17 protein-coding genes are annotated in these 19,664 nt (G+C 58.9%); 7 read left to right on the top strand and 10 right to left on the bottom strand.

Features of this window, described 5'->3' with window-relative positions; translation table 11 throughout:
- Nucleotides 1-23 precede the first annotated feature (23 nt).
- The 7 genes from ACMGGS_RS19335 (at nt 24) to ACMGGS_RS19305 (ending at nt 7,738) form a co-directional block, all read left to right on the top strand.
- A complete protein-coding gene (locus ACMGGS_RS19335; protein ID WP_414163972.1) occupies nt 24-1,403 on the top strand; it encodes an MmgE/PrpD family protein in 1,380 nt (459 codons plus the stop codon).
- Nucleotides 1,404-1,415: 12 nt separating this feature from the next.
- Complete coding sequence (locus tag ACMGGS_RS19330; protein WP_414163971.1) at nt 1,416-2,738, top strand: MmgE/PrpD family protein; 1,323 nt, start codon at nt 1,416-1,418, stop codon at nt 2,736-2,738.
- Nucleotides 2,739-2,749: 11 nt separating this feature from the next.
- Entirely contained in the window at nt 2,750-3,511 is a 762-nt protein-coding gene (locus ACMGGS_RS19325) for a sulfite exporter TauE/SafE family protein (RefSeq protein WP_414163970.1), read from the top strand.
- A 110-nt stretch (nt 3,512-3,621) separates the two neighbouring features.
- Entirely contained in the window at nt 3,622-4,674 is a 1,053-nt protein-coding gene (locus tag ACMGGS_RS19320) for an amino acid ABC transporter substrate-binding protein (RefSeq protein ID WP_414163969.1), read from the top strand.
- Between the two features lie 92 nt (nt 4,675-4,766).
- The gene (locus ACMGGS_RS19315; RefSeq protein WP_414166319.1) at nt 4,767-5,912 is read left to right on the top strand and encodes an amino acid ABC transporter permease; all 1,146 of its coding nucleotides are present in this window, start codon (nt 4,767-4,769) and stop codon (nt 5,910-5,912) included.
- Nucleotides 5,913-5,921: 9 nt separating this feature from the next.
- Nucleotides 5,922-6,986 carry an amino acid ABC transporter permease gene (locus ACMGGS_RS19310; RefSeq protein ID WP_414163968.1) on the top strand — a complete coding sequence of 355 codons (1,065 nt, stop codon included), beginning with the start codon at nt 5,922-5,924 and terminating at the stop codon, nt 6,984-6,986.
- Nucleotides 6,986-7,738, top strand: coding sequence for an amino acid ABC transporter ATP-binding protein (locus ACMGGS_RS19305; protein WP_228066021.1), 753 nt, complete (start codon nt 6,986-6,988; stop codon nt 7,736-7,738). The genes ACMGGS_RS19310 and ACMGGS_RS19305 overlap by 1 nt, the downstream gene beginning before the upstream one ends.
- Here ACMGGS_RS19305 and ACMGGS_RS19300 read toward each other — a convergent pair.
- The 10 genes from ACMGGS_RS19300 to ACMGGS_RS19255 all read right to left on the bottom strand — a co-directional run bounded on the left by ACMGGS_RS19300 (nt 7,735) and on the right by ACMGGS_RS19255 (nt 19,623).
- Nucleotides 7,735-7,914 (bottom strand): hypothetical protein, encoded by a 180-nt coding sequence (locus ACMGGS_RS19300; protein WP_414163967.1) that lies wholly within the window; start codon nt 7,912-7,914, stop codon nt 7,735-7,737. The genes ACMGGS_RS19305 and ACMGGS_RS19300 overlap by 4 nt on opposite strands.
- A 395-nt stretch (nt 7,915-8,309) precedes the next feature.
- The gene (locus tag ACMGGS_RS19295; protein WP_414163966.1) at nt 8,310-10,703 is read right to left on the bottom strand and encodes a phosphoketolase; all 2,394 of its coding nucleotides are present in this window, start codon (nt 10,701-10,703) and stop codon (nt 8,310-8,312) included.
- 10 nt (nt 10,704-10,713) lie between these two features.
- A complete protein-coding gene (locus tag ACMGGS_RS19290) occupies nt 10,714-11,286 on the bottom strand; it encodes a nucleotidyltransferase family protein (protein WP_414163965.1) in 573 nt (190 codons plus the stop codon).
- The gene (locus tag ACMGGS_RS19285; protein WP_414163964.1) at nt 11,286-12,218 is read right to left on the bottom strand and encodes an XdhC family protein; all 933 of its coding nucleotides are present in this window, start codon (nt 12,216-12,218) and stop codon (nt 11,286-11,288) included. The genes ACMGGS_RS19290 and ACMGGS_RS19285 overlap by 1 nt, the downstream gene beginning before the upstream one ends.
- Before the next feature lie 5 nt (nt 12,219-12,223).
- Nucleotides 12,224-14,431 carry an aldehyde oxidoreductase molybdenum-binding subunit PaoC gene (gene paoC, locus ACMGGS_RS19280; RefSeq protein ID WP_414163963.1) on the bottom strand — a complete coding sequence of 736 codons (2,208 nt, stop codon included), beginning with the start codon at nt 14,429-14,431 and terminating at the stop codon, nt 12,224-12,226.
- A gap of 4 nt (nt 14,432-14,435) precedes the next feature.
- Nucleotides 14,436-15,386 (bottom strand): FAD binding domain-containing protein, encoded by a 951-nt coding sequence (locus ACMGGS_RS19275; RefSeq protein ID WP_414163962.1) that lies wholly within the window; start codon nt 15,384-15,386, stop codon nt 14,436-14,438.
- Entirely contained in the window at nt 15,383-15,943 is a 561-nt protein-coding gene (gene paoA, locus ACMGGS_RS19270; protein ID WP_414163961.1) for an aldehyde dehydrogenase iron-sulfur subunit PaoA, read from the bottom strand. Before paoA ends, ACMGGS_RS19275 begins: the two co-directional genes overlap by 4 nt.
- 155 nt (nt 15,944-16,098) lie before the next feature.
- The gene (locus tag ACMGGS_RS19265) at nt 16,099-17,424 is read right to left on the bottom strand and encodes a cation:proton antiporter (RefSeq protein ID WP_414163960.1); all 1,326 of its coding nucleotides are present in this window, start codon (nt 17,422-17,424) and stop codon (nt 16,099-16,101) included.
- A gap of 129 nt (nt 17,425-17,553) precedes the next feature.
- Nucleotides 17,554-18,564 carry a type I glyceraldehyde-3-phosphate dehydrogenase gene (gene gap / locus ACMGGS_RS19260; protein ID WP_414163959.1) on the bottom strand — a complete coding sequence of 337 codons (1,011 nt, stop codon included), beginning with the start codon at nt 18,562-18,564 and terminating at the stop codon, nt 17,554-17,556.
- A gap of 78 nt (nt 18,565-18,642) precedes the next feature.
- Nucleotides 18,643-19,623 (bottom strand): GlxA family transcriptional regulator, encoded by a 981-nt coding sequence (locus ACMGGS_RS19255; RefSeq protein ID WP_414163958.1) that lies wholly within the window; start codon nt 19,621-19,623, stop codon nt 18,643-18,645.
- Between the last annotated feature and the right edge of the window lie 41 nt (nt 19,624-19,664).

Below are 19,664 nucleotides of genomic sequence, written 5' to 3'. Positions count from 1 at the left end.
AGTCAGCATCAGGGAATTTTACCATGACCAAAACAGACACTGTATCTGGCGCTTATCCCCGGGGAGATCAACTCAGTCATTTTATCCATCGCGCTCATACGATGCCGATCCCGGAGACGGTGCTGCATGAGGCCAAACGCGCGCTGATTGATTACCTCGGTGTGGCGTTGGGGGCGGTGAATGACGATGCGGTGCGCGCCGTGCGCCAGGTGGCACGCCAGTGGAATGCCACCGGCGTGGCGCGGGTTATTCTTGGCGAAACCACCACGCCGGGTCTGGCGGCGCTGATTAATGCCACCATGGCCCATGCGGCAGATTATGACGATACCCATCCTGCGGGCGCGGGCCATCCCGGGGGGCCGTGCTGGTCAACGGCGCTGGCGATGGCGCAGGCGCATCCGGTCAGCGAGGAACGGGTACTGAAAGCCTTTATCGCCGGGTTCGAAGTGATGGCAAAACTTGGCGGTGGCTGGGTGCCGGGAGTGGGCCGCAATCTGCAACGCCGCGGTTTTCATCCGACCGCCATCGTCGGACGCGCGGGTGCGACAGCGGTCGCGTCCTCTCTTCTCGGGCTTAGCGAGCCACAAATTCAAAACGCGCTCGGCGCGGCGGCGACTATGATGGGTGGGCTGCAAAAGTCCTCGGGCACGCATGGCAAGCCTTTCCATGCGGGGAAAGCCGCGATGGACGGGATCCTCGCGGCGCAACTGGCTGCGGAAGGATTCGTCGGCGCGCATCATTTTTATGAAACGGACGGCTGGGTGAAAAACTTTATCCAGGACGGCAGCGCGGAAATTCCGCCGCTGGATTTTGGCGAAAGCTGGGAACTGCTGACCAACGGCTACAAGCTGTATGCCAGCTGCCGGGGGACGCACGCCTCCATCGAAACCGCACGACAGCTTTACCCGCAGCTACAAGGCCGCGCCATTATCCGCATTGATGCCAAAGTGCATCCGATGGGGATGGTTAACGCCGGGATCCTCAATCCGCAAACGCCGCTGGAGAGCAAATTCAGTATCCCGCACTGCATCGCGCTGGCGCTGAGCGGATATGCGCTGACCGATACCGATTTCACGCCGCAAACGGTGGCCGATCCCGCGCCGCGCGCGCTGCTGGAGTTACTGAATGTTGAGGCCGTCGAAGGGCAATCCGCCAGTTCGGCCTTTATTGACGTCTGGCTGGAGGATGGCGAGGTACTGCACGCCCATACTGAAGTGTATCGCGGTCATGCGCAAAACCCCTTAACCGACGAGGAACTGCGCGCCAAGTTTGATTCGCTGGCAATCCCGGCACTCGGGGCGCAGAAGAGTGAGGCGCTGTATCAGGCGGCGGCGCATTTTGAACGTCCAGGCTCCCTGGCAACTATCACCGCGCTGCTGGCTGGCGAAAACACGGAATTTTAAAGGAGTAGAGGTATGAGTATTGCCGGACAACTCGCTGCAAATCTGTTGAGTTTCTCGCAGCAAACCTTTTCGCCAGCAGCCCGCGAGCAGGCGCGAACCGCTATTATTGATACCCTCGGCGTGACGCTGGCGGGCGGCGTCCAGGACGGGGCAGAAAAACTGCGCCGCGTCATTGTTCCTTCGGCCGCGACCGGGAATAGCCGGGTTTTTGGCACCGATCTGCGTCTCAACGCGCTGGATGCCGCGCTGCTCAACGGCACGTCATCGCATCTGCTGGATTATGATGATTCAAACTCCTGGCTGCACGGACACATCTCGGTTGCCGTCTTGCCTGCGGTGCTGGCACTGGCGGACGAGCACGCGCTTAACGGCGAGGCGATAATCCGCGCATATCTCTGCGGCTATGAAACCGCCGTGCGGATGGGCAAAGCGGTCAGCCCGTTCCAGTACCGACACGGCTGGCATCCTACCACCACGGTGGGCATTTTTGCCGGCGTTGCTGCTTGTGCGGTGCTGCTCGACTTAACGCAAGAACATACCGCGACGGCGCTGTCGATCTGTGCCTCGCTCGCTTCCGGCATAAAATCCAACTTTGGCAGCCAGACCAAAGCGCTGGCCGTCGGTCAGGCGGCACGCAGTGCGGTGATGGCGGTGCAACTGGCCCGGGAAGGCTTCAGTGCCGGGCAAACGGCGCTGGAACATCATCATGGCTATTTCAACGTTTTTAACGGCAGCGAAAATGTCGATCCTTCCGCGCTGACCGAACGCTGGGACGGTACGCCGTACATTCTTGATACCGAAAAGAGCAACAACTTCAAGTACTTCTCCTGCTGTTACGCCATTCTTTCACCCGTGGACGGCGTGCTGGCGCTGCGCGAGCAGACGGGGCTGAAAGCGGAGCAGATCGAACGTATTGAGGTGCAGGTGCATCCGATCCGCTTCCCGCATATCAATATTCCGCAGCCGGAAAATCCGCTGGCGGGGAAATTCAGTCTGCACTACTGCGTGGCGCGGGCCTTTGTCGCCGGGACGCTGACGCTGGACGATTTTATCGACACGGCGCGTTTTGCCGATCCGGCAACGCAGACATTAATGCACAAGGTCACGCTGGGTTGCCATGACGAGGCGACGACGCATCGTGCGTATGTCACGCTGACCACCACAGACGGGCGTCAATTTCACCAGGCGATTGCCGGGGCGCGGGGTTCCAGCCCGGATAACCCGCTGGCGGAAGGTGTGCTGGCGCAAAAATTTATCGATTGTGCCACTCGCGTGATGTCTGCCGATAACGCGCAGGCGCTGTATTCCCGCCTGCTGCAAGACGATTATCGCTAAGTGGAATCACTATGACCTTATCGCTTATTCCTGCTGACATTTCGCCGCTGTTTGCCGGGGTGATGGTGTTTTGCAGTTTTCTGACCTCGGCGCTCACGGCGGCGATGGGACTAGGCGGCGGCACGGCGCTGCTGGCGGTGATGGGCCTGGGAATGCCGGTCGCCAGCCTGATGCCAGTGCACGGAATGGTGCAGTTAGGATCAAACCTGAGCCGGACGCTGATCCAGCGCATGTATGTGGTCTGGCCGCTGGTGCTGTGGTTTTTGCTCGGCAGCGCGGTCGGTATCGCCCTCGGTGCGCCGCTGGCCGCGGCGATCCCGGACAGCCTGGCGCGTATCGCATTAGCGCTATTTATCCTCTGGACGGTCTTTCACAAACGCAGTGAGGCAAAGCCGACCAATAAGCTGTTTTTTGTCATCGGCGGCGGGATCAGCAGCATCGGGACGATGATTGTGGGCGCGACGGGGCCGATGGTCGCGGGGCTAATCAGTTCTCAGGGGCTGAAGAGACAACCGCTGATTGCCACCCATGCAACCTGCATGGTCCTTCAGCACGGATTAAAAATACTCGCCTTCGGTCTGATGGGCTTTGCCTGGGCGACCTGGCTGCCGGTACTAACCGCGATGATTATCAGCGGCGCGCTGGGCACCTGGCTGGGATCGCGACTGCTCGACAACCTGCCGGAAAAACTGTTCCGCGTAGTGTTCCGGGTGACGATGCTGCTGCTGAGCCTGCAACTGCTGTGGCAGGGCGCGCAGGGCTGGATGGGTTAGATCATTTTTGCATGTGCTACGCCATATTCCTTCTTTGCCAGAGGTCGGGCGTAGCGCGGAACATAGTCAGACGCGTTGTAAATACAAAAAATTAACCGGGAAAAGGGTCGATGATGATCAATAAAATGAAAATGCTGGCGGCGGTCTTGCTGATCGCCAGCGGAAACCTTGCCTTCTCAGCGCAGGCTGCAGACGCGCCCGCCAGCAATGGGGAGACGCTAAAGAAAATTAAAGCCCGGGGCGAACTGGTGTGCGGCGTTCATCCGGCACGACACGGATTTTCTTCCATCGACAGTAAAGGCCAGTGGGTCGGGCTGGATGTGGATTTCTGCCGGGCGCTGGCAGCGGCGGTCTTAGGCGATGCCAAAAAAGTTCGCTTTACGCCGCTTTCCACGGCGCAGCGTTTCCCGGCCATTCAGTCCGGTGAAGTGGACGTCCTGTCGCGCAATATTACCGCCTCGCTGACGCGCGATGTGTCGCTGGGCCTCAACTTTGCGCCGCCGAACTTTTATACCGGCACCGGGTTTATGGTCCGCGCCAATAGCGGCGTGAAGAAAATTGAGGATCTGGACGGGGCCACCGTCTGCATCACGCCGGGCAGCAGCACCGAGCAGAATGTGGCGCAGATCTTCACCTCCCGCCATCTGCACTACACCCCGGTGGTGATTGAAAATAATAAAGAGTACGTGGCGGCCTACCTCGCCGGACGCTGCGATGTGCTGGCCCGTGACAAAGTCGCCTTACCCGGCGTAAAAAACGTAGATGCCGAAAACCCGGACGACCATGTGATCCTGCCGGGGATCTACTCGAAAGAGCCGCTGGCGATGGCGGTGCGTAAAGGTGACGATCAGTGGTTTGATATCGTCAAATGGGTGGTGTATGCCACGTTTAACGCGGAAGAGTTGAAAACCAGTCAGGCGAACGTCGATCAGCAATTGAAATCCGCCGACCCGGATGTGCAGGGGCTTTTAGGCGTCAGTGGCGATTTCGGTCAGAAACTGGGGCTGGATAATCAATGGGCTTACAACATCGTTAAGCAGGTGGGTAACTATGGCGATATTTATAACCGCCACTTTGGTCCCCAAAGCGCAGAGCCGCTGGATCGCGATCTGAATAAATTATGGAACGACGGTGGCCTGCTGTATGGCTTACCGATCCGCTAACCTCCGTTTGTGCGCCCGATCCTGACATGATGAAACAATCACAACATACCAACACGCTTGATGCGCCGGGGCAGGTCAGCACCGCTGGCCTCATGACGCTTATCGGCAGTAAAACGACGCGAGCCTGGTGCTATCAAATCCTGCTCGCCGTGCTGCTGGTCGGCTTTTGCGGATGGCTTTATCACAACGTGGTGGATAATCTGCAAACCCAGCGTATTACCACCGGGTTTGCGTTCCTCAAGCAAAGCGCCCATTTTGCGATTGGCGAAACGCTGATCGACTATACGCCGCGCGACAGTTATGCCCGCGCGGTTCTGGTCGGCTTACTTAACACCCTGTATGTCATGGCCTGCGGCATTGTGCTGGCGACGGTACTGGGGTTTATCGTCGGCCTGGGGCGGGTGTCAAAAAACTGGCTGCTGAAGAAACTGGCCGAAGGCTATGTGGAGTTGCTGCGCAACGTGCCGGTGATTTTACAGGTGATTTTCTGGGCGGTGACGATCCGTAACCTGCCGTCGCCACGCGGGGCCATTGAGCTGGCCGGGGCCGGTTATCTGACAAACCGCGGTCTGACCTTTGCGGTGTTACAGGCCGATCCCGGCTGGCTGTGGACCTTGTGGGCGCTGGCGACAGGCGTGGTGCTCAGTCTCGCACTGGCGATGCTGGCCCGGCGGTTGCGGGAGCGGAGTGGTCGCCTGCTGCCAGTGGCACGTCTGCGAATGTTACTTCTCGTCGGTTTACCGCTATTGGTCTGGTGGCTGAGCGGTGCGCCGCACGCCATCGATCGCCCGGAACTGCGTGGTTTTAACTTTCGCGGCGGCTTTACGATCAGCCCGGAATTCACCGCGCTGCTGCTGGGTATCGCGCTTTATTCCTCGGCGTTTATTGCCGAGATCGTCCGCGCCGGGATCCAGTCGGTGCCAAAAGGACAACTTGAAGCGGCACGTTCACTCTCCTTTTCGCCCTGGCATGTGATCCGCCACGTCATAATTCCGCAGGCAATGCGGGTGATTGTCCCGCCGCTGGCCAGTCAGTATGTCAGTCTGGCAAAGAACAGTTCCATTGCCGTGGTGGTGGGATATCCGGAACTGGCGAATATCAGCAATACCCTGATGAATCAGACCGGACAGGCACTTGAAGCGATCGCCATCATGATGGTGGTGTATCTGATTATCAGCATTACGACCTCGCTGCTGATGAATATCTTTAACCGTTACGTCGCCATTAAAGAGCGCTAAGGAGAGGCTATGCAACCTACGGCAATTGACTGGCTGCGTCGCAACCTGTTCAGTAGTGCGCTGCAGACGGTATTAACGCTGGCGCTGCTGACGGTCATCGTCACCATCGGCGCAAAACTGCTGCGCTGGGGCGTCACGGAGGCGGTATTCAGCGGCGGGGCGGCGGAGTGTCGAGTCGCCGCAGGTGCCTGCTGGGCGGTGATCGGCGAAAAGTACCGGCCTATCCTGTTCGGGCTGTATCCGTATGAACAGCAGTGGCGTCCGGCGCTGTGCATGTTGATCTGGTTTGTGAGCGTCGGGCTGTCGCTGTCGCCTGCCTGCTGGCATTCACGGTTTCTGTGGCCGCTGTGGGCCGTCGCGCTGGTGGCGATGTACTGCCTGATGAGCGGCGGGGTGCTGGGGCTGTCGCCGGTACAGTCGGCCGACTGGGGCGGACTGCCGCTGACGTTGTTACTGTTTTCCGGCACGGTGATCCTCGGTATGCCGGTCTCGGTGGCGCTGGCGCTGGGCCGTCGCTCGCCGCTGCCGTTTTTCCGTGGACTGTCGGTGATCTTTATTGAGGGGCTGCGCGGTGTGCCGCTGATCACCATTCTGTTCGTGGCGGTGAATGTGTTTCCGCTGTTCCTGCCCACCAATATGGAAGTGAACAAACTGCTGCGCATTATTGTCGGTATCGCGCTGTTTTTTGCCTGCTATCAGGCGGAAGTGATCCGCGGCGGTTTACAGTCCGTGCCGCGCGGGCAGTATGAGGCGGCGACGGTACTGAATCTCGGCTACTGGCACACAACCACCAAAATCATTCTGCCGCAGGCGCTACGCATCTGTCTGCCAGCGGTAACCAACCATATCATCGCCGCGATGAAAAACACTTCGTTCGTGATTATCATCGGCCTGTTTGACATGCTCACCGCGACCAGCGCCGTGATGCAGGACCCGCAGTGGCGACGCTATTACATCGAAACCTATATTTTTATCGCGGCTATTTATATTTTGTTCGGCTTTATGCTTTCGCGCTACGCCATCTGGGTAGAAAAACGCATTGACGCCAGCCACCACGTAGAAGGAGCCTCCTGATGTCCGCAGCTTTACCTAAACCGATCATCGAAATGAATGCCGTCAGTAAATGGTACGGAAAGTTTCAGGTTCTGGACAATGTCTCTCTCAACGTGGCGAAGGGTGAGCGGGTGGTGATTTGCGGCCCGTCCGGGTCGGGTAAATCGACCTTAATTCGCTGCATCAATCGGCTGGAAGAGCATCAGCAGGGGCAGATCCTGGTCAACGGCATCGAAATGAACGACAACGTGCGCAATATTAATCGCATTCGTTTGAGCATAGGCATGCTGTTCCAGCAGTTTAATTTGTTCCCCCACCTTAGCGTGCTGGATAACCTCACCATCGGCCCACGGCTGGTGCGCAAGATGAGCCAGAAACAGGCGACGGAGCTGGCGATGCATTATCTGGAGAAAGTGCATATCGGCAATCAGGCGTACAAATTTCCGCTTCAGCTGTCGGGTGGTCAGCAGCAGCGGGTGGCGATAGCCCGCGCGCTGTGTATGCAGCCAGAAATTATGCTGTTTGATGAACCGACGTCGGCGCTTGATCCGGAGATGATTAAGGAAGTGCTGGATGTAATGCTGGATTTAGCAGAGGGTGGGATGACGATGATCGTCGTGACGCATGAGATGGGCTTTGCCCGCACCGTGGCGGATAAGGTGATCCTGATGGCCGACGGGCGGATTGTGGAATCCGCACCACCAGAGCAGTTCTTCAGTCAGCCTGAACATCCACGCACCCGGCAGTTTTTAGAGCAGATTTTGAGCCATTAACGTACCAGGTGCGCGGCAAGGATGTCGGGTACAGGCGTCAGCGCCGTACCCCTGATGCCCGGTGGCGCTGCGCTTACCGGGCCTACGATCATGGTGTAACCCGCTAACGTTGTGGGCGCAGGCCGGGTAAGGCGAAGCCGCCACCCGGCATTATCCGGTACAGGCGCCAGCGCCATACCCCTGATGCCCGGTGGCGCTGCGCTTACCGGGCCTACGATCATGGTGTAACCCGCTGATATTGTGGGCGTAGGCCGGGTAAGGCGAAGCCGCCACCCGGCATTATCTGGTACAGGCGCCAGCGCCATACCCCTGATGCCCGGTGGCGCTGCGCTTACCGGGCCTACGATCATGGTATAACCCGCTGATATTGTGGGCGTAGGCCGGGTAAGGCGAAGCCGCCACCCGGCATTATCCGGTACAGGCATCAGCGTCGTGCCCCTGATGCCTGGTGGCGCTGCGCTTACCGGGCCTACGATCATGGTGTAACCCGCTAACGTTGTGGGCGTAGGCCGGGTAAGGCGAAGCCGCCACCCGGCATCTGTTCCACCATCAGCCACAGGGGCGCATCCCACTACTCCGGAATATTTTCGTCGCCCTGCTGCGACGGCCATTTCCATCCCTGCACCTCGGGCAGATCTTCGCCATGTTCGCGCACGTAGCGATGATGTTCGGCGATTTTCTCCTGTAACGTATCCAGAATATCGTCGGCTTTGCCCTGCAACGCCGGAACACGCAGGATCGCCTCCTGAGCGAGGTGGAAACGGTCCAGCTCATTCATCACCGTCATGTCAAACGGGGTGGTGGTGGTGCCTTCTTCCATAAAGCCGCGGACATGGAAATTGCGATGGTTGTTACGCAGGTAGGTTAGCCGGTGGATCAGGCTTGGGTAGCCGTGGAAGGCAAAGATCACCGGTTTATCCGGGGTGAACAGGGCATCAAAATCGTCATCACTCAGCCCGTGCGGATGCTGATCTTTGGTTTGCAATGCCAGCAGATCCACCACGTTAACTACCCGCACATGCAGGTCGGGAAGGTACTCGCGCAGCAGATCCACCGCCGCCAGTGTTTCCATGGTCGGCACGTCGCCTGCGCAGGCCATCACCACATCCGGTGTGCCGCCGCTCTGCTCGTTTCCGGCCCAGTGCCAGATACCCATTCCCGCCGCGCAGTGCTTCTGCGCCTCCTCCAGCGTCAGCCACTGCGGCGCGGGTTGTTTCCCGGCAATAATCACGTTAATGCGATCCCAGGTTTTCAGGCAGTGATCTGCCACGCACAGCAGGGTATTGGCATCCGGCGGTAAATAAATGCGCACAATATCCGCTTTCTTATTGGCGACGTGATCGATAAACCCCGGGTCCTGATGGCTGTAACCATTGTGATCCTGCCGCCAGACATGAGACGACAGCAGATAGTTAAGCGAAGAGACCGGTTTGCGCCACGGGAGGGTGCGGGAGACCTTAAGCCACTTGGCGTGCTGATTAAACATCGAATCGACGATATGGATAAAGGCTTCATAACAGTTAAACAGACCATGCCGACCAGTAAGTAAATACCCCTCCAGCCAGCCCTGACACTGGTGCTCACTGAGGATTTCCATCACCCGGCCATCCGCGGCCAGCTGTTCGTCATACGGTTTTATCGGCTCCTGCCAGGTGCGGCTGGTGACGTTAAAGACTTTACCCAGCCGGTTAGAGGCGGTTTCATCCGGTCCGAACAGGCGGAAATTATCGGCGTTGCGCTGGAAAATACCGGCGAGGTAGCTGCCGAGCGCGTCGGTGGACTCGGCCTGGGTTTCTCCCGGTGACTGAACGTCTATCGCGTAGTCATGCAGCGACGGGGTAATCAGTTCGCGGCGCAGCCTTCCGCCGTTGGCCCAGGGCGTAGACCCCATCCGTTTATCACCTTTGGGGGCCAGCGCCTGCAACTCAGCCTTAAGCTGTCCACGCTCATCGAACAACTCCTCCGGCTGATAGCTGCGCATCCAGCGCTCCAGGATCTGCCGGTGCTGGTCATTTTCCCGGCAGGCGGAGACCGGAACCTGGTGGGCGCGCCAGAAATCTTCGACCTTTTTGCCGTCCACGGTTTGCGGCCCGGTCCAGCCTTTTGGGCTGCGCAGAATAATCATCGGCCAGCGGGGCAGCTCATCGGCAACTTCGCCGCGTCGGGCCTGTTGCTGATAACGCTCAATAGCGTCCAGCGCTTCAGCCAGCGTCTGCGCCATTTGCCGGTGCATTTTTTCCGGTTCGTGTCCGCTGACCAGTAGCGGATCATAGCCCAGACCACTGAAATACTGGCGCAGGCTGTCGTCGCTTTCGCGCCCCAGAATAGTCGGGTTAGCAATTTTATAGCCGTTAAGATGCAGGATCGGCAGCACCATGCCGTCGCGGGCGGCATTAAGAAATTTGATGCCGTGCCAGCTTGAGGCCAGCGGCCCGGTTTCCGCTTCACCATCGCCAATTACACAGGCCGCAATTAACGACGGGTTATCAAATACCGCGCCAAACGCATGCGAGAGTGAGTAGCCAAGTTCACCGCCTTCATTAATCGAGCCGGGCGTTTCTGGCGCGGCGTGGCTGGGAATACCGCCGGGGAATGAAAATTGTTTAAACAGTTTTTTCATTCCTTCAGCGTCCTGACTGATATCAGGATAAATATCGCTGTAGCTGCCTTCCAGCCAGGTATTCGCCACCATCCCCGGCCCGCCGTGGCCCGGACCGCAGATATAAAGAATATCCAGATCGCGCTGGCGAATGGCGTGATTAAGGTGGGCATAGATAAAATTCAGGCCCGGCGTGGTACCCCAGTGGCCGAGCAGGCGCGGCTTAATGTGTTCCGGCTGTAATGGTTCGCGCAGCAGCGGGTTATCCATCAGGTAGATTTGCCCCACCGAAAGATAGTTAGCCGCGCGCCAGTAGCGATCGAGCAGATGAAGATCGTTATCGGTGAAAGAGGATGCCTGGGTCATGCCGTTCTCCTTAAGGTTTATCTTCTGCGAGGGCGCGTTTTTGCCGGGAAAGGAAATGTCGGCGCGCCCTGGCGAGATCGGAAAGGGTATCAACGTCATCAATAATGCCAGCGTCGTTAAGCGCTAAATCCTGTACGCGTCCTTCCGCTCTGGCGGTGCGAACAATGGCCGCCGCGCCAGCATCCGCGCGCAGCGAGGTCAGCGCTGGCAGATGTTCGTGCCCGAATCCCACCGGGTGGCCGTGACGTTGATGAAAATGGGGAACCACGATGGAGTGGGTCTTAAGCGCATCGGCGACCTGTTGCAGGGTACGCGGGTGGATAAGCGGCAGATCGCCTGGCAGGATCAGCCAGCCTCCGGCATCGGCAGTGGCCCGGACGCCCATGGCAATCGATGCGCCCATCCCCGCCGTGCCGCCTGCGGGGCGGACCAGATACCAGCCCAGACCGGAGGCTTTAACCGCCGTAATAACATGCTGGAGGACGGATTGCCCCTCCAGCAGCGTGTCGAGCTTGTGGCTTATTCCACCCGACGCATAAAAGCGTTCGCCCTGACCGGCCGCCAGAATAATGACCACCGGCATCAACGCGCTTCCAGCATGGCCGTTCGCGCGGCCGCCACATCGGCCAGCACCGACAGCGCCAGCGAACCGGCATCGCGGGCTTTCGGGAACAGGCCGATGGGTGCACTGATTCGCGCGATGGCCTGCGGAGAGTAGCCGCGCTGGATAAGGCTTTCGCTGCGCCGTTGATGAGTGCGTTCACTGCCCAGGGCGCCAATATAAAACGGCGCGGCATGCAGGGCCGCCTCAAGAAACGGTAATTCCTGATGCAGATCGTGGTAGAGCAGCACCACGGCGGTGTCGTCATCAATAATCCCGCTGGCGGAATGCACGCTGTTGCAGGAATGCACCTCATACCCCGCAGCTTCAGCAATCCTCGCAGTGATGTCAGCCGCCGCTGAGCGACCCGCCAGCATAATGCGCGGACGAGGGCGATAGCTTACCTGAAAAGTCTGCTTATCGCGTCCGGTGTTGAGTGCGTGGCTGACGGCGCTGAAACCCGGCGCGTCAGGATGCCAGCGTAAGCCTGCTGCCTGTCGCTGTTCCAGCGCGGTGAGCACCGACAGCAGCGGCTGTGCCGAACGTATCAGGCGGATATGCAGAGTGATACTGCCGCCGCAGGGCAGAACGATATCCATATAAGGCGAACCCTGGCCGTAGATAACATCGCGATCGCGCCCGCTATGAATCGCCTCCAGCGCCTCATACGCCGCGGCGGCTTCGACGCAACCGCCGGAGACCACGCCGCAATACTGTCCGTCTTCCCGCACCGCCATCTGTGCGCCGCGCGGACGCGCAGAGCCGCCGTGAATATCGGTGAGGGTCACCAGCGCCGACGCCATGCCGGCGTGCAGGGCGTCGGTCGCGAAGCGCAGAATAACCAGCGGATCGTCGGTCTGAAACGCCGCCCGCGGCGTGCACTGGCTGTGTTGAGCCGTCACGTGCTGCAACACGGCGGTCATCCTTTCAGCGCCGGTTCTGGCATCTCTGCCAGCAGTTTGTCGAGGGTAATCGGGTATTCCCGCACCCGGATGCCGGTCGCATTGTAGATGGCGTTGGCGATGGCCGCGCCGACGCCGCAAAGTCCCAGTTCACCGACGCCTTTGGCCTTCATCGGTGACGAAATCGGGTCCGTTTCGTCAAGGAAAATCACCTCCTGTTCGGTGATGTCGGCATGCACCGGCACTTCATAACTGGCTAAGTCATGATTGACGAAGTAGCCCCGGCGCGGATCGACCACCAGTTCCTCCATCAGCGCGGCACCTGCGCCCATAGTCATCGCGCCGATCACCTGACTGCGGGCGGTTTTAGGATTCAAAATCCGACCCGCGGCACAGACCGCCAGCATCCGGCGGATCCGTACTTCGGCGGTGAATATATCCACCCCGACCTCCACAAAATGCCCGGCAAACGTAGACTGCTGGAATGTTTTATCCAGATTGCCATATTCCATGGTGTCTTCCGCCGTGATCCGTCCGTCCTTCACCGCCTCGGTAAGGGCAAATCGCTGTGGACCCGCCAGCACTTCACCGTCACAGAAATCGAGTCCGTCACTCTCCAGACCGAGTCGCTGCGCGACCTGTTCGCGCAGTTTGACACAGGCGGCATAGACCCCTGCGGTGGAGGTATTTGCGCCCCACTGGCCGCCGGAGCCGGCCGAGACAGGGAAGTCGGAATCGCCAAGTTTCACCACCACCTTTTCCAGCGGTATGCCCAGCATCTCAGCCGCCGTCTGGCCGATGATGGTATAGCTGCCGGTGCCAATATCGGTCATGTCCGTTTCGACGGTTAACGTTCCGTCCGGGTCAAGATGGACCCGCGCGCCGGATTTATCCACCATGTTATTACGAATGGCAGCGGCAACGCCCATCCCCACCAGCCAGCGCCCGTCGCGGACCTGCGCGGGCCGGGCAATACGATCCTGCCAGCCAAAGCGTTTCGCGCCTTCGCGCAGGCAGGTATTTAGCTGACGATGAGAAAAAAAGCGTTCAGGCTGGGTAGGGTCAACCTGGGTATCGTTGAGAATGCGAAATTGCACCGGATCGATACCGACTTTCTCCGCTATCTCGTCAATGGCGATTTCCAGTGCCAGAAGGCCCGCTGCCTCGCCGGGCGCGCGCATGGCATTGCCTTCCGGCAGGTCAAGTTCGGCAAGCCGTAGCCCCGTCTGGCGATGGTTACCCGCATACAGCAGATTGGTTTGCTGCACCGCGTTCTCCGGCGTGCCGCCCGGAAGATTACCGGACCAGCTCAGGTGAGAGATAGCGGAAATATGTCCGGCCTTATCAGTGCCGATGCGGATCTGCTGAATAGTTGCCGGTCGGTGCGTGGTGTTGTTGGCGATCAGCGGGCGTTGAAGCATTACCTTCACCGGACGTTGCAGCGCCCGCGCGCCAAGCGCTGCCAGCAGGGCATCGCTGCGCAGGAACAATTTACTGCCGAAGCCACCGCCAATATAGGGTGAATAGATCCGCACCTTTTCCGGCTCTATCTTCAGCGTAGCTGCCAGCTCTTTGCGACACCAGGCGATCATCTGATTGGATGTCCAGACCGTTACCTTATCACCGTCCCAGGCGGCCATCGAGGCGTGTGGCTCCATCGCAAAATGCGACTGATCCGGGGTAGTATAAGTCGCATCAAGTTTGACGTCGGCGGCGGCAAACGCAGTGGAAAAGTCGCCGGTGATGCTGTCAGGAGTATCTTCTGGCGGCGTGTTAACCTCCGGTCTGGCTTCTGCCAAATCGAAGCTGCCCTCCTGCGGTTGGTAGGTCACCTCCACCAGACTCGCCGCCGCACGCGCCTGTTCAAATGTCTCCGCCACCACCAGCGCCAGCGCCTGATGATAATGTTCTATCTCCGGACCGCCGAGCAGGGTGGCGGTATTCATCTCGCCTTTGCCGAGAGGCCCGGCATTCTGCGCGGTGACGACCGTCAGCACGCCGGGAGCACGACGTGCGGCGTCGGTATCAATGGCGTTGACTCGTCCTTTGGCGATGGCGGAGCCGACCACATAGCCATAGGCCACATTGTCGACTTCATCATGCCATTCATAGGCATAGTGCGCGGTACCGGTGGTTTTAAGCGGCCCGTCGATACGATCGCGCGGCTGGCCGACAACGTTCAGACGGTCGATGGGATTTGCGCTAGCGGGTTTGTCGAATTTCATCTGCTTATTCCCTCGCTTCTGCCAGGACCGAGGCGAGCGTGCGCTCTGCCAGCGTCAGTTTGAATTGATTGTCGTCCGTGGGGTGGGCGTCGGCGAACAGTCGCTGACAGACCGCTTTCGCCCCGTGGGGAAGTTCCGCATCCGCGTCCGGCGTGCGCCACGGTTGATGCGCCACGCCGCCAAGGGCGACGCGACCGCTGCCATCGGAATGAATGATGGCTGCCACCGAAACTAACGCAAACGCGTAGGACGCCCGGTCGCGCACTTTGCGATAAATATGCACCCCGCCCACCGGCGGCGGCAGGATGACGGCGACGATCAGCTCGCCGGGAGCAAGATCTGTTTCAATATGCGGCGTGTCACCCGGCGCGCGGTAAAACGCATCCAGAGGAATGCTGCGCCGGGTGCCATCGGGCTGGACGGTTTCAACAACCGCATCCAGGACGCGCATCGCCACCGCCATATCGCTGGGATGTGTGGCGATGCAGTGGCTACTTGTGCCGACGACCGCTAACTGACGGCTGTAGCCGTCAAGCGCCGAGCAGCCGCTGCCAGGTTCACGTTTATTACACGGCTGATTGGGATCGTAAAAATAGGGGCAGCGGGTACGCTGAAGCAGATTGCCCGCCGTGGTGGCCTGGTTGCGCAACTGGCCGGAGGCTCCCGCCAGCAGGGCGCGGGTCAACACCGCATAATCACGCCGGATGCGCAGGTCGGCAGCCAGATCGGTATTGCGCACCAGCGCACCTATCCGCAGGCCGCCCTCTGGCGTCGATTCAATCTGGTCCAGCGGCAGACCATTAACGTCGATCAGATGACCCGGCGTTTCGATTTCCAGCTTCATTAAATCCAGCAGGTTGGTGCCACCGGCGATAAACCGTGCGCCAGCATGCTGGGCTGCACTTGCCGCCGCCTGGCTAAGCGTAGTGGCGCGCTCATAGGTGAACGATTTCATTTTTGTTCACCCCCGGCAACGTCGCCAATGGCGGCCAGAATGTTACTGTACGCACCGCAGCGGCAGATATTACCGCTCATCCGTTCGCGAACCTCGTCAGCTGTCAGGCTGGAGGGGGCCAGGAGGTCATCGGTAACGTGGCTCGGGATGCCCGCTTCAATCTCTTTCAGCATCGCCACCGACGAACAAATTTGTCCCGAGGTGCAGTAGCCGCACTGGAAACCATCATGTTTGACAAATGCCGCCTGCATTGGATGTAAATCGTCCGGCGTGCCGAGACCTTCAATGGTGGTGATGTCGGCATCCTGATGCATTACCGCAAGCGTCAGACAGGCATTGATCCGCCGTCCGTTAACGATTGTGGTGCAGGCACCGCACTGACCGTGATCGCAGCCTTTTTTGCTGCCGGTCAGATGGAGATGTTCACGCAGGGCGTCGAGCAGGGTGGTGCGGGTATCAAGATCCAGTTCGTATCTTTCACCATTGACGGTGAATTTCAGATGCGCCGTTTCTACTGGCGACAGACAGCCAGTGGCGCTGGACGATTGCTTACACATAAAGATTCTCCAGTATTCAGGGAGCAAAAAACCAACAACTCAAGGGCGCGGTGCGCTATTTTTGGAATATCTTTAAGCGTAGTCGGCTTTTCCGGCTTGTGAGGCGGAGAAGGTAATGAGGGCGCGCCAGCGTCAATCAGGCGGCCCCGGTAGCGTTAGCGCTGTTCTTTTTTGCGCCGTAAGGTGAGCAGGGGCGTCACCGTAATGCCATGCACCAGGACGCTGATGGTGACAATGGTGATGGCGGTATCGGTCACCAGGCTCGCGCCATCCCCCTTAAATCCATGCATATACGCGAAGGCGATATAGTTCAGGCTGCCGATACCCCTGATCCCCAGCCAGCCGAGGCTAAGGCGGTGCAGCCACGCGCTTTTTGAGCGCAGGGTCACCAGTAATACGGCCAGCGGCCGGATGAGGAAGAAAATAATAAAGGCCAGCGGTAACGCGGCGCTGCTCCAGTGTTGCGCCAGGGTGACGCCAAGAATGATGATGAGCGCCGCGGCAAACAGGCGTTCCACGGTATCGCCAAAAGAGAGCGCATCGCCGATGATAAGCCCCACCGATTTGATCGGATTCTGCATGTTAAGACCGTGGCGGGTATGCGGATTCACCAGCATTTCAGCCGGTAAATCATCCTCGTCTTCCTTCTGATCGGCATGTCTTTTTTGTACGCTGATTTCGGTGCTGCGCAGCCCGACGCCGGCGGCAAACGCGGCCAAAAAACCGGATGCACTGACCCACTGCGCCAGCGCAAAACTCAGACAGATTAATGCCAGCGCGACAAAATCACTCGGCGCAACTTCGCCCTGCGCATGGCGTGAACGGGTTGCCATCATGCCGATGAAGCGTCCGAGCAGAAAACCAATCGCTAAACCGCCGACCAGCGCCCATACCAGATCGACGCTAAACCATTTCAGCAACTCTTCACCGCTTAGCGCGGACCCGGCGTTATTCCAGAGCAGCGCGAGGATCAGAAAGGGCAGGGCCGTGCCGTCATTAAGTCCCGCCTCGCTGGATAACGAAATTCGCAGCCGGTCGCCGTCCTGCGCATCGTTAATCGCCACCAGGCTCGCCAGTACCGGATCGGTGGGCGCCAGGATTGCGGCAAGCGCCAGCGACAGCGGCCATGAGATGCCGGTCAGGAAGTGCGAGACCACCATAATGCCGCCAATGGTGAGTAGCATCCCTGGCAGCGCCAGCATAATGCCGGTTTTCCAGAAGGCGAACCTCAGCGGCAGGCGGATTTTCAGCCCGGTAATAAATAACGACGCCGCCATCGCAATTTCCGTGATGCGGCTGGTTAACGACGCATGTTCAACAATATCAATCCGCAGTATCCCCAGTCCCCACGGGCCGCAGGCGATACCCACCAGTAAATACAGCCCGAAGACCGGAACCGCAAAACGGCTGATCCAGCCATAGGACAGGGACATTAAGAGTAATAAGACGCCCGTCGCCGCTGTCCACCCCAGATACCCCATACTTCACCTCTAAACGAACAGCTCAATCAATAGGTTATAGTTGGTAACGGAGGGATGTACCAGAAAGAGAGGACATTGCGGGGAGGAAGCCATAAGGCTGGCGTTGATCCGCCAGCCGTGCGGGAGGGATTACTGCTCTTTTCGGGCCATAAACAGCGCCAGATCAACCAGTCGATTAGAGAATCCCCATTCATTGTCATACCAGGCAAGGATTTTCACCATGTTACCGCCGATGACCAGCGTGGAGAGACCATCAATAATCGATGAGCGGGGGTCGCCCTGATAATCGCTGGAAACGAGCGGTTCATCGCTGTAGCCCAGAATGCCCTGTAACGGACCGGAGGTCGCCGCCTCACGAAACGCCGCATTGACCTCCTCCGGCGTGACATCGCGCTTGAGCGTGACGGTAAGATCGACAATCGACACCACCGGCACCGGGACGCGTAGCGAATAGCCCGTCAGGCGGCCATCCAGTTCCGGGATCACTTTCCCCAGCGCTTTAGCGGCACCGCTGGAATACGGCACGATGGACAGCGCTGCCGCACGCGCGCCGCGCAGATCTTTCTCCGGCTGATCGTGTAGTACCTGGCTATTGGTGTAGGCGTGAGTGGTGTTCATCAGCCCGTGTTCAATACCAAAATGTTGATGAAGCACCTGCGCCGCCGGAGCCAGTCCGTTGGTGGTGCAGCTACCGTTGCTGACCACGGAATGTTTGGCCGGATCGTAGTGTTGATGATTAACGCCCATGACGATCGTTAAGTCATCATTTTTGCCCGGCGCAGAGATAATCACCCGCTTCGCGCCACCGCTGTGAATATGCACGGCAGCCTGCTCACGTCCGGTAAAGAAGCCGGTGGCCTCAATAACAATATCCACATTCACGTCGCGCCACGGGATGTTGGCCGGATCGCGTTCGCTGAAAACGCGGATCCGCTGGCCGTCGACCAGCAGTGCATCATCAGCCGCCTCAACCGGGACGGGGAGCGTGCCGAGCAGCGAGTCGTATTTCAGCAAATGCGCCAGCGTCTTGCTGTCCGTCAGATCGTTGATTGCCGCGATCTGAATATTCGGGTTGCCCACTGCCGCGCGTAAGACGTTGCGTCCAATCCTGCCGAAACCGTTAATACCGACCTTAACCATAATCAATTCCTTCTCTCAGATGTCTGGAATTAATGTAGGACGCAGGTGATGTGGCGTAAATGACAAAAATAGATCACTTTACGCCATTTTACGGCAGTGGAAGCGCTGGCGGTAGTCACCGGGCGTCAGGTGAAGCTGCTTTTCGAAAATCCGGCGCAGGTTAATGCTGGTGCCAAAACCGGTTTGTTCGGCGATGCGATCCAGCGATTCCGTGGTTTGCTCAAGCTGTTGCCGGGCCGCGGCCAGACGCGCTTCCGCCACGTAACGAGCCGGGGAAACGCCGGTCTCTCTGGTGAAGACGCGGGTAAAATTCCGCGGACTCATTGACACCTGCTCAGCCAGCTTTTCAACGCACAGATCCGCCGCGATGTGCTGTAAAATCCAGCCCTGCAACTCGCTGATCGGGCCTGAGGTACTGGCCTGTTTGAGATTAAAGCGGCTGAACTGGAGTTGACCACCGGGACGGCGCAGGTACATCACTAAATCCTGAGCCACGTCGCGTGCGAGGGTAAAACCGTAATCCTCTTCAATCAGGGCGAGGGTTAAATCAAAGCCCGAACTGACGCCGCCAGAGGTCCATATCGGACCATCCTGAATATAGAGCGGCCCGCCTTCAACGTTCACCGCAGGGTAGGTCTTCTGCATCGTCTCCAGCAGCCGCCAGTGGGTCGTCGCACGCCGCCCATCCAGCAGGCCGCTTTGTGCCAGCAGCATCGCACCGCCGCAGATAGACGCCACGCGCCGGGCGTGGGGAGCGGCGAGGTTGAGCCAGTCAACGACCGCCGTGCCTTCCTGAGCATTTAAACCGCGCCCGGTGATGATGATGGTGTCGAGGGGTTCTCGCGGATCAATATCCGGCAGGCGATGGTCGGCCAGCAGATTTAATCCGGATTGACCGTGGATCACCTGATGCGGCTGGGGAGTGGCAAGGGTGATGCTGTAGCGCGGGCGTGCAAACTCATCCTGATGCAGACGATTGGCCTGCATCAGGATGTCAGCGATACCGGCGGCTTCGAACAGCATCCCGCCATCGGGAACAATAATCAGTATTTTCTTCATGTCCTGAAAAGTACATCCTGTATAAAATAAGTCAACTCTGG

The organism is Superficieibacter sp. BNK-5 (genome assembly GCF_047456055.1).
Taxonomy (GTDB): domain Bacteria; phylum Pseudomonadota; class Gammaproteobacteria; order Enterobacterales; family Enterobacteriaceae; genus Superficieibacter.
The sequence above is the reverse complement of the archived record's forward strand: the minus strand, read 5'-3'. Positions and strand labels throughout refer to the sequence as shown.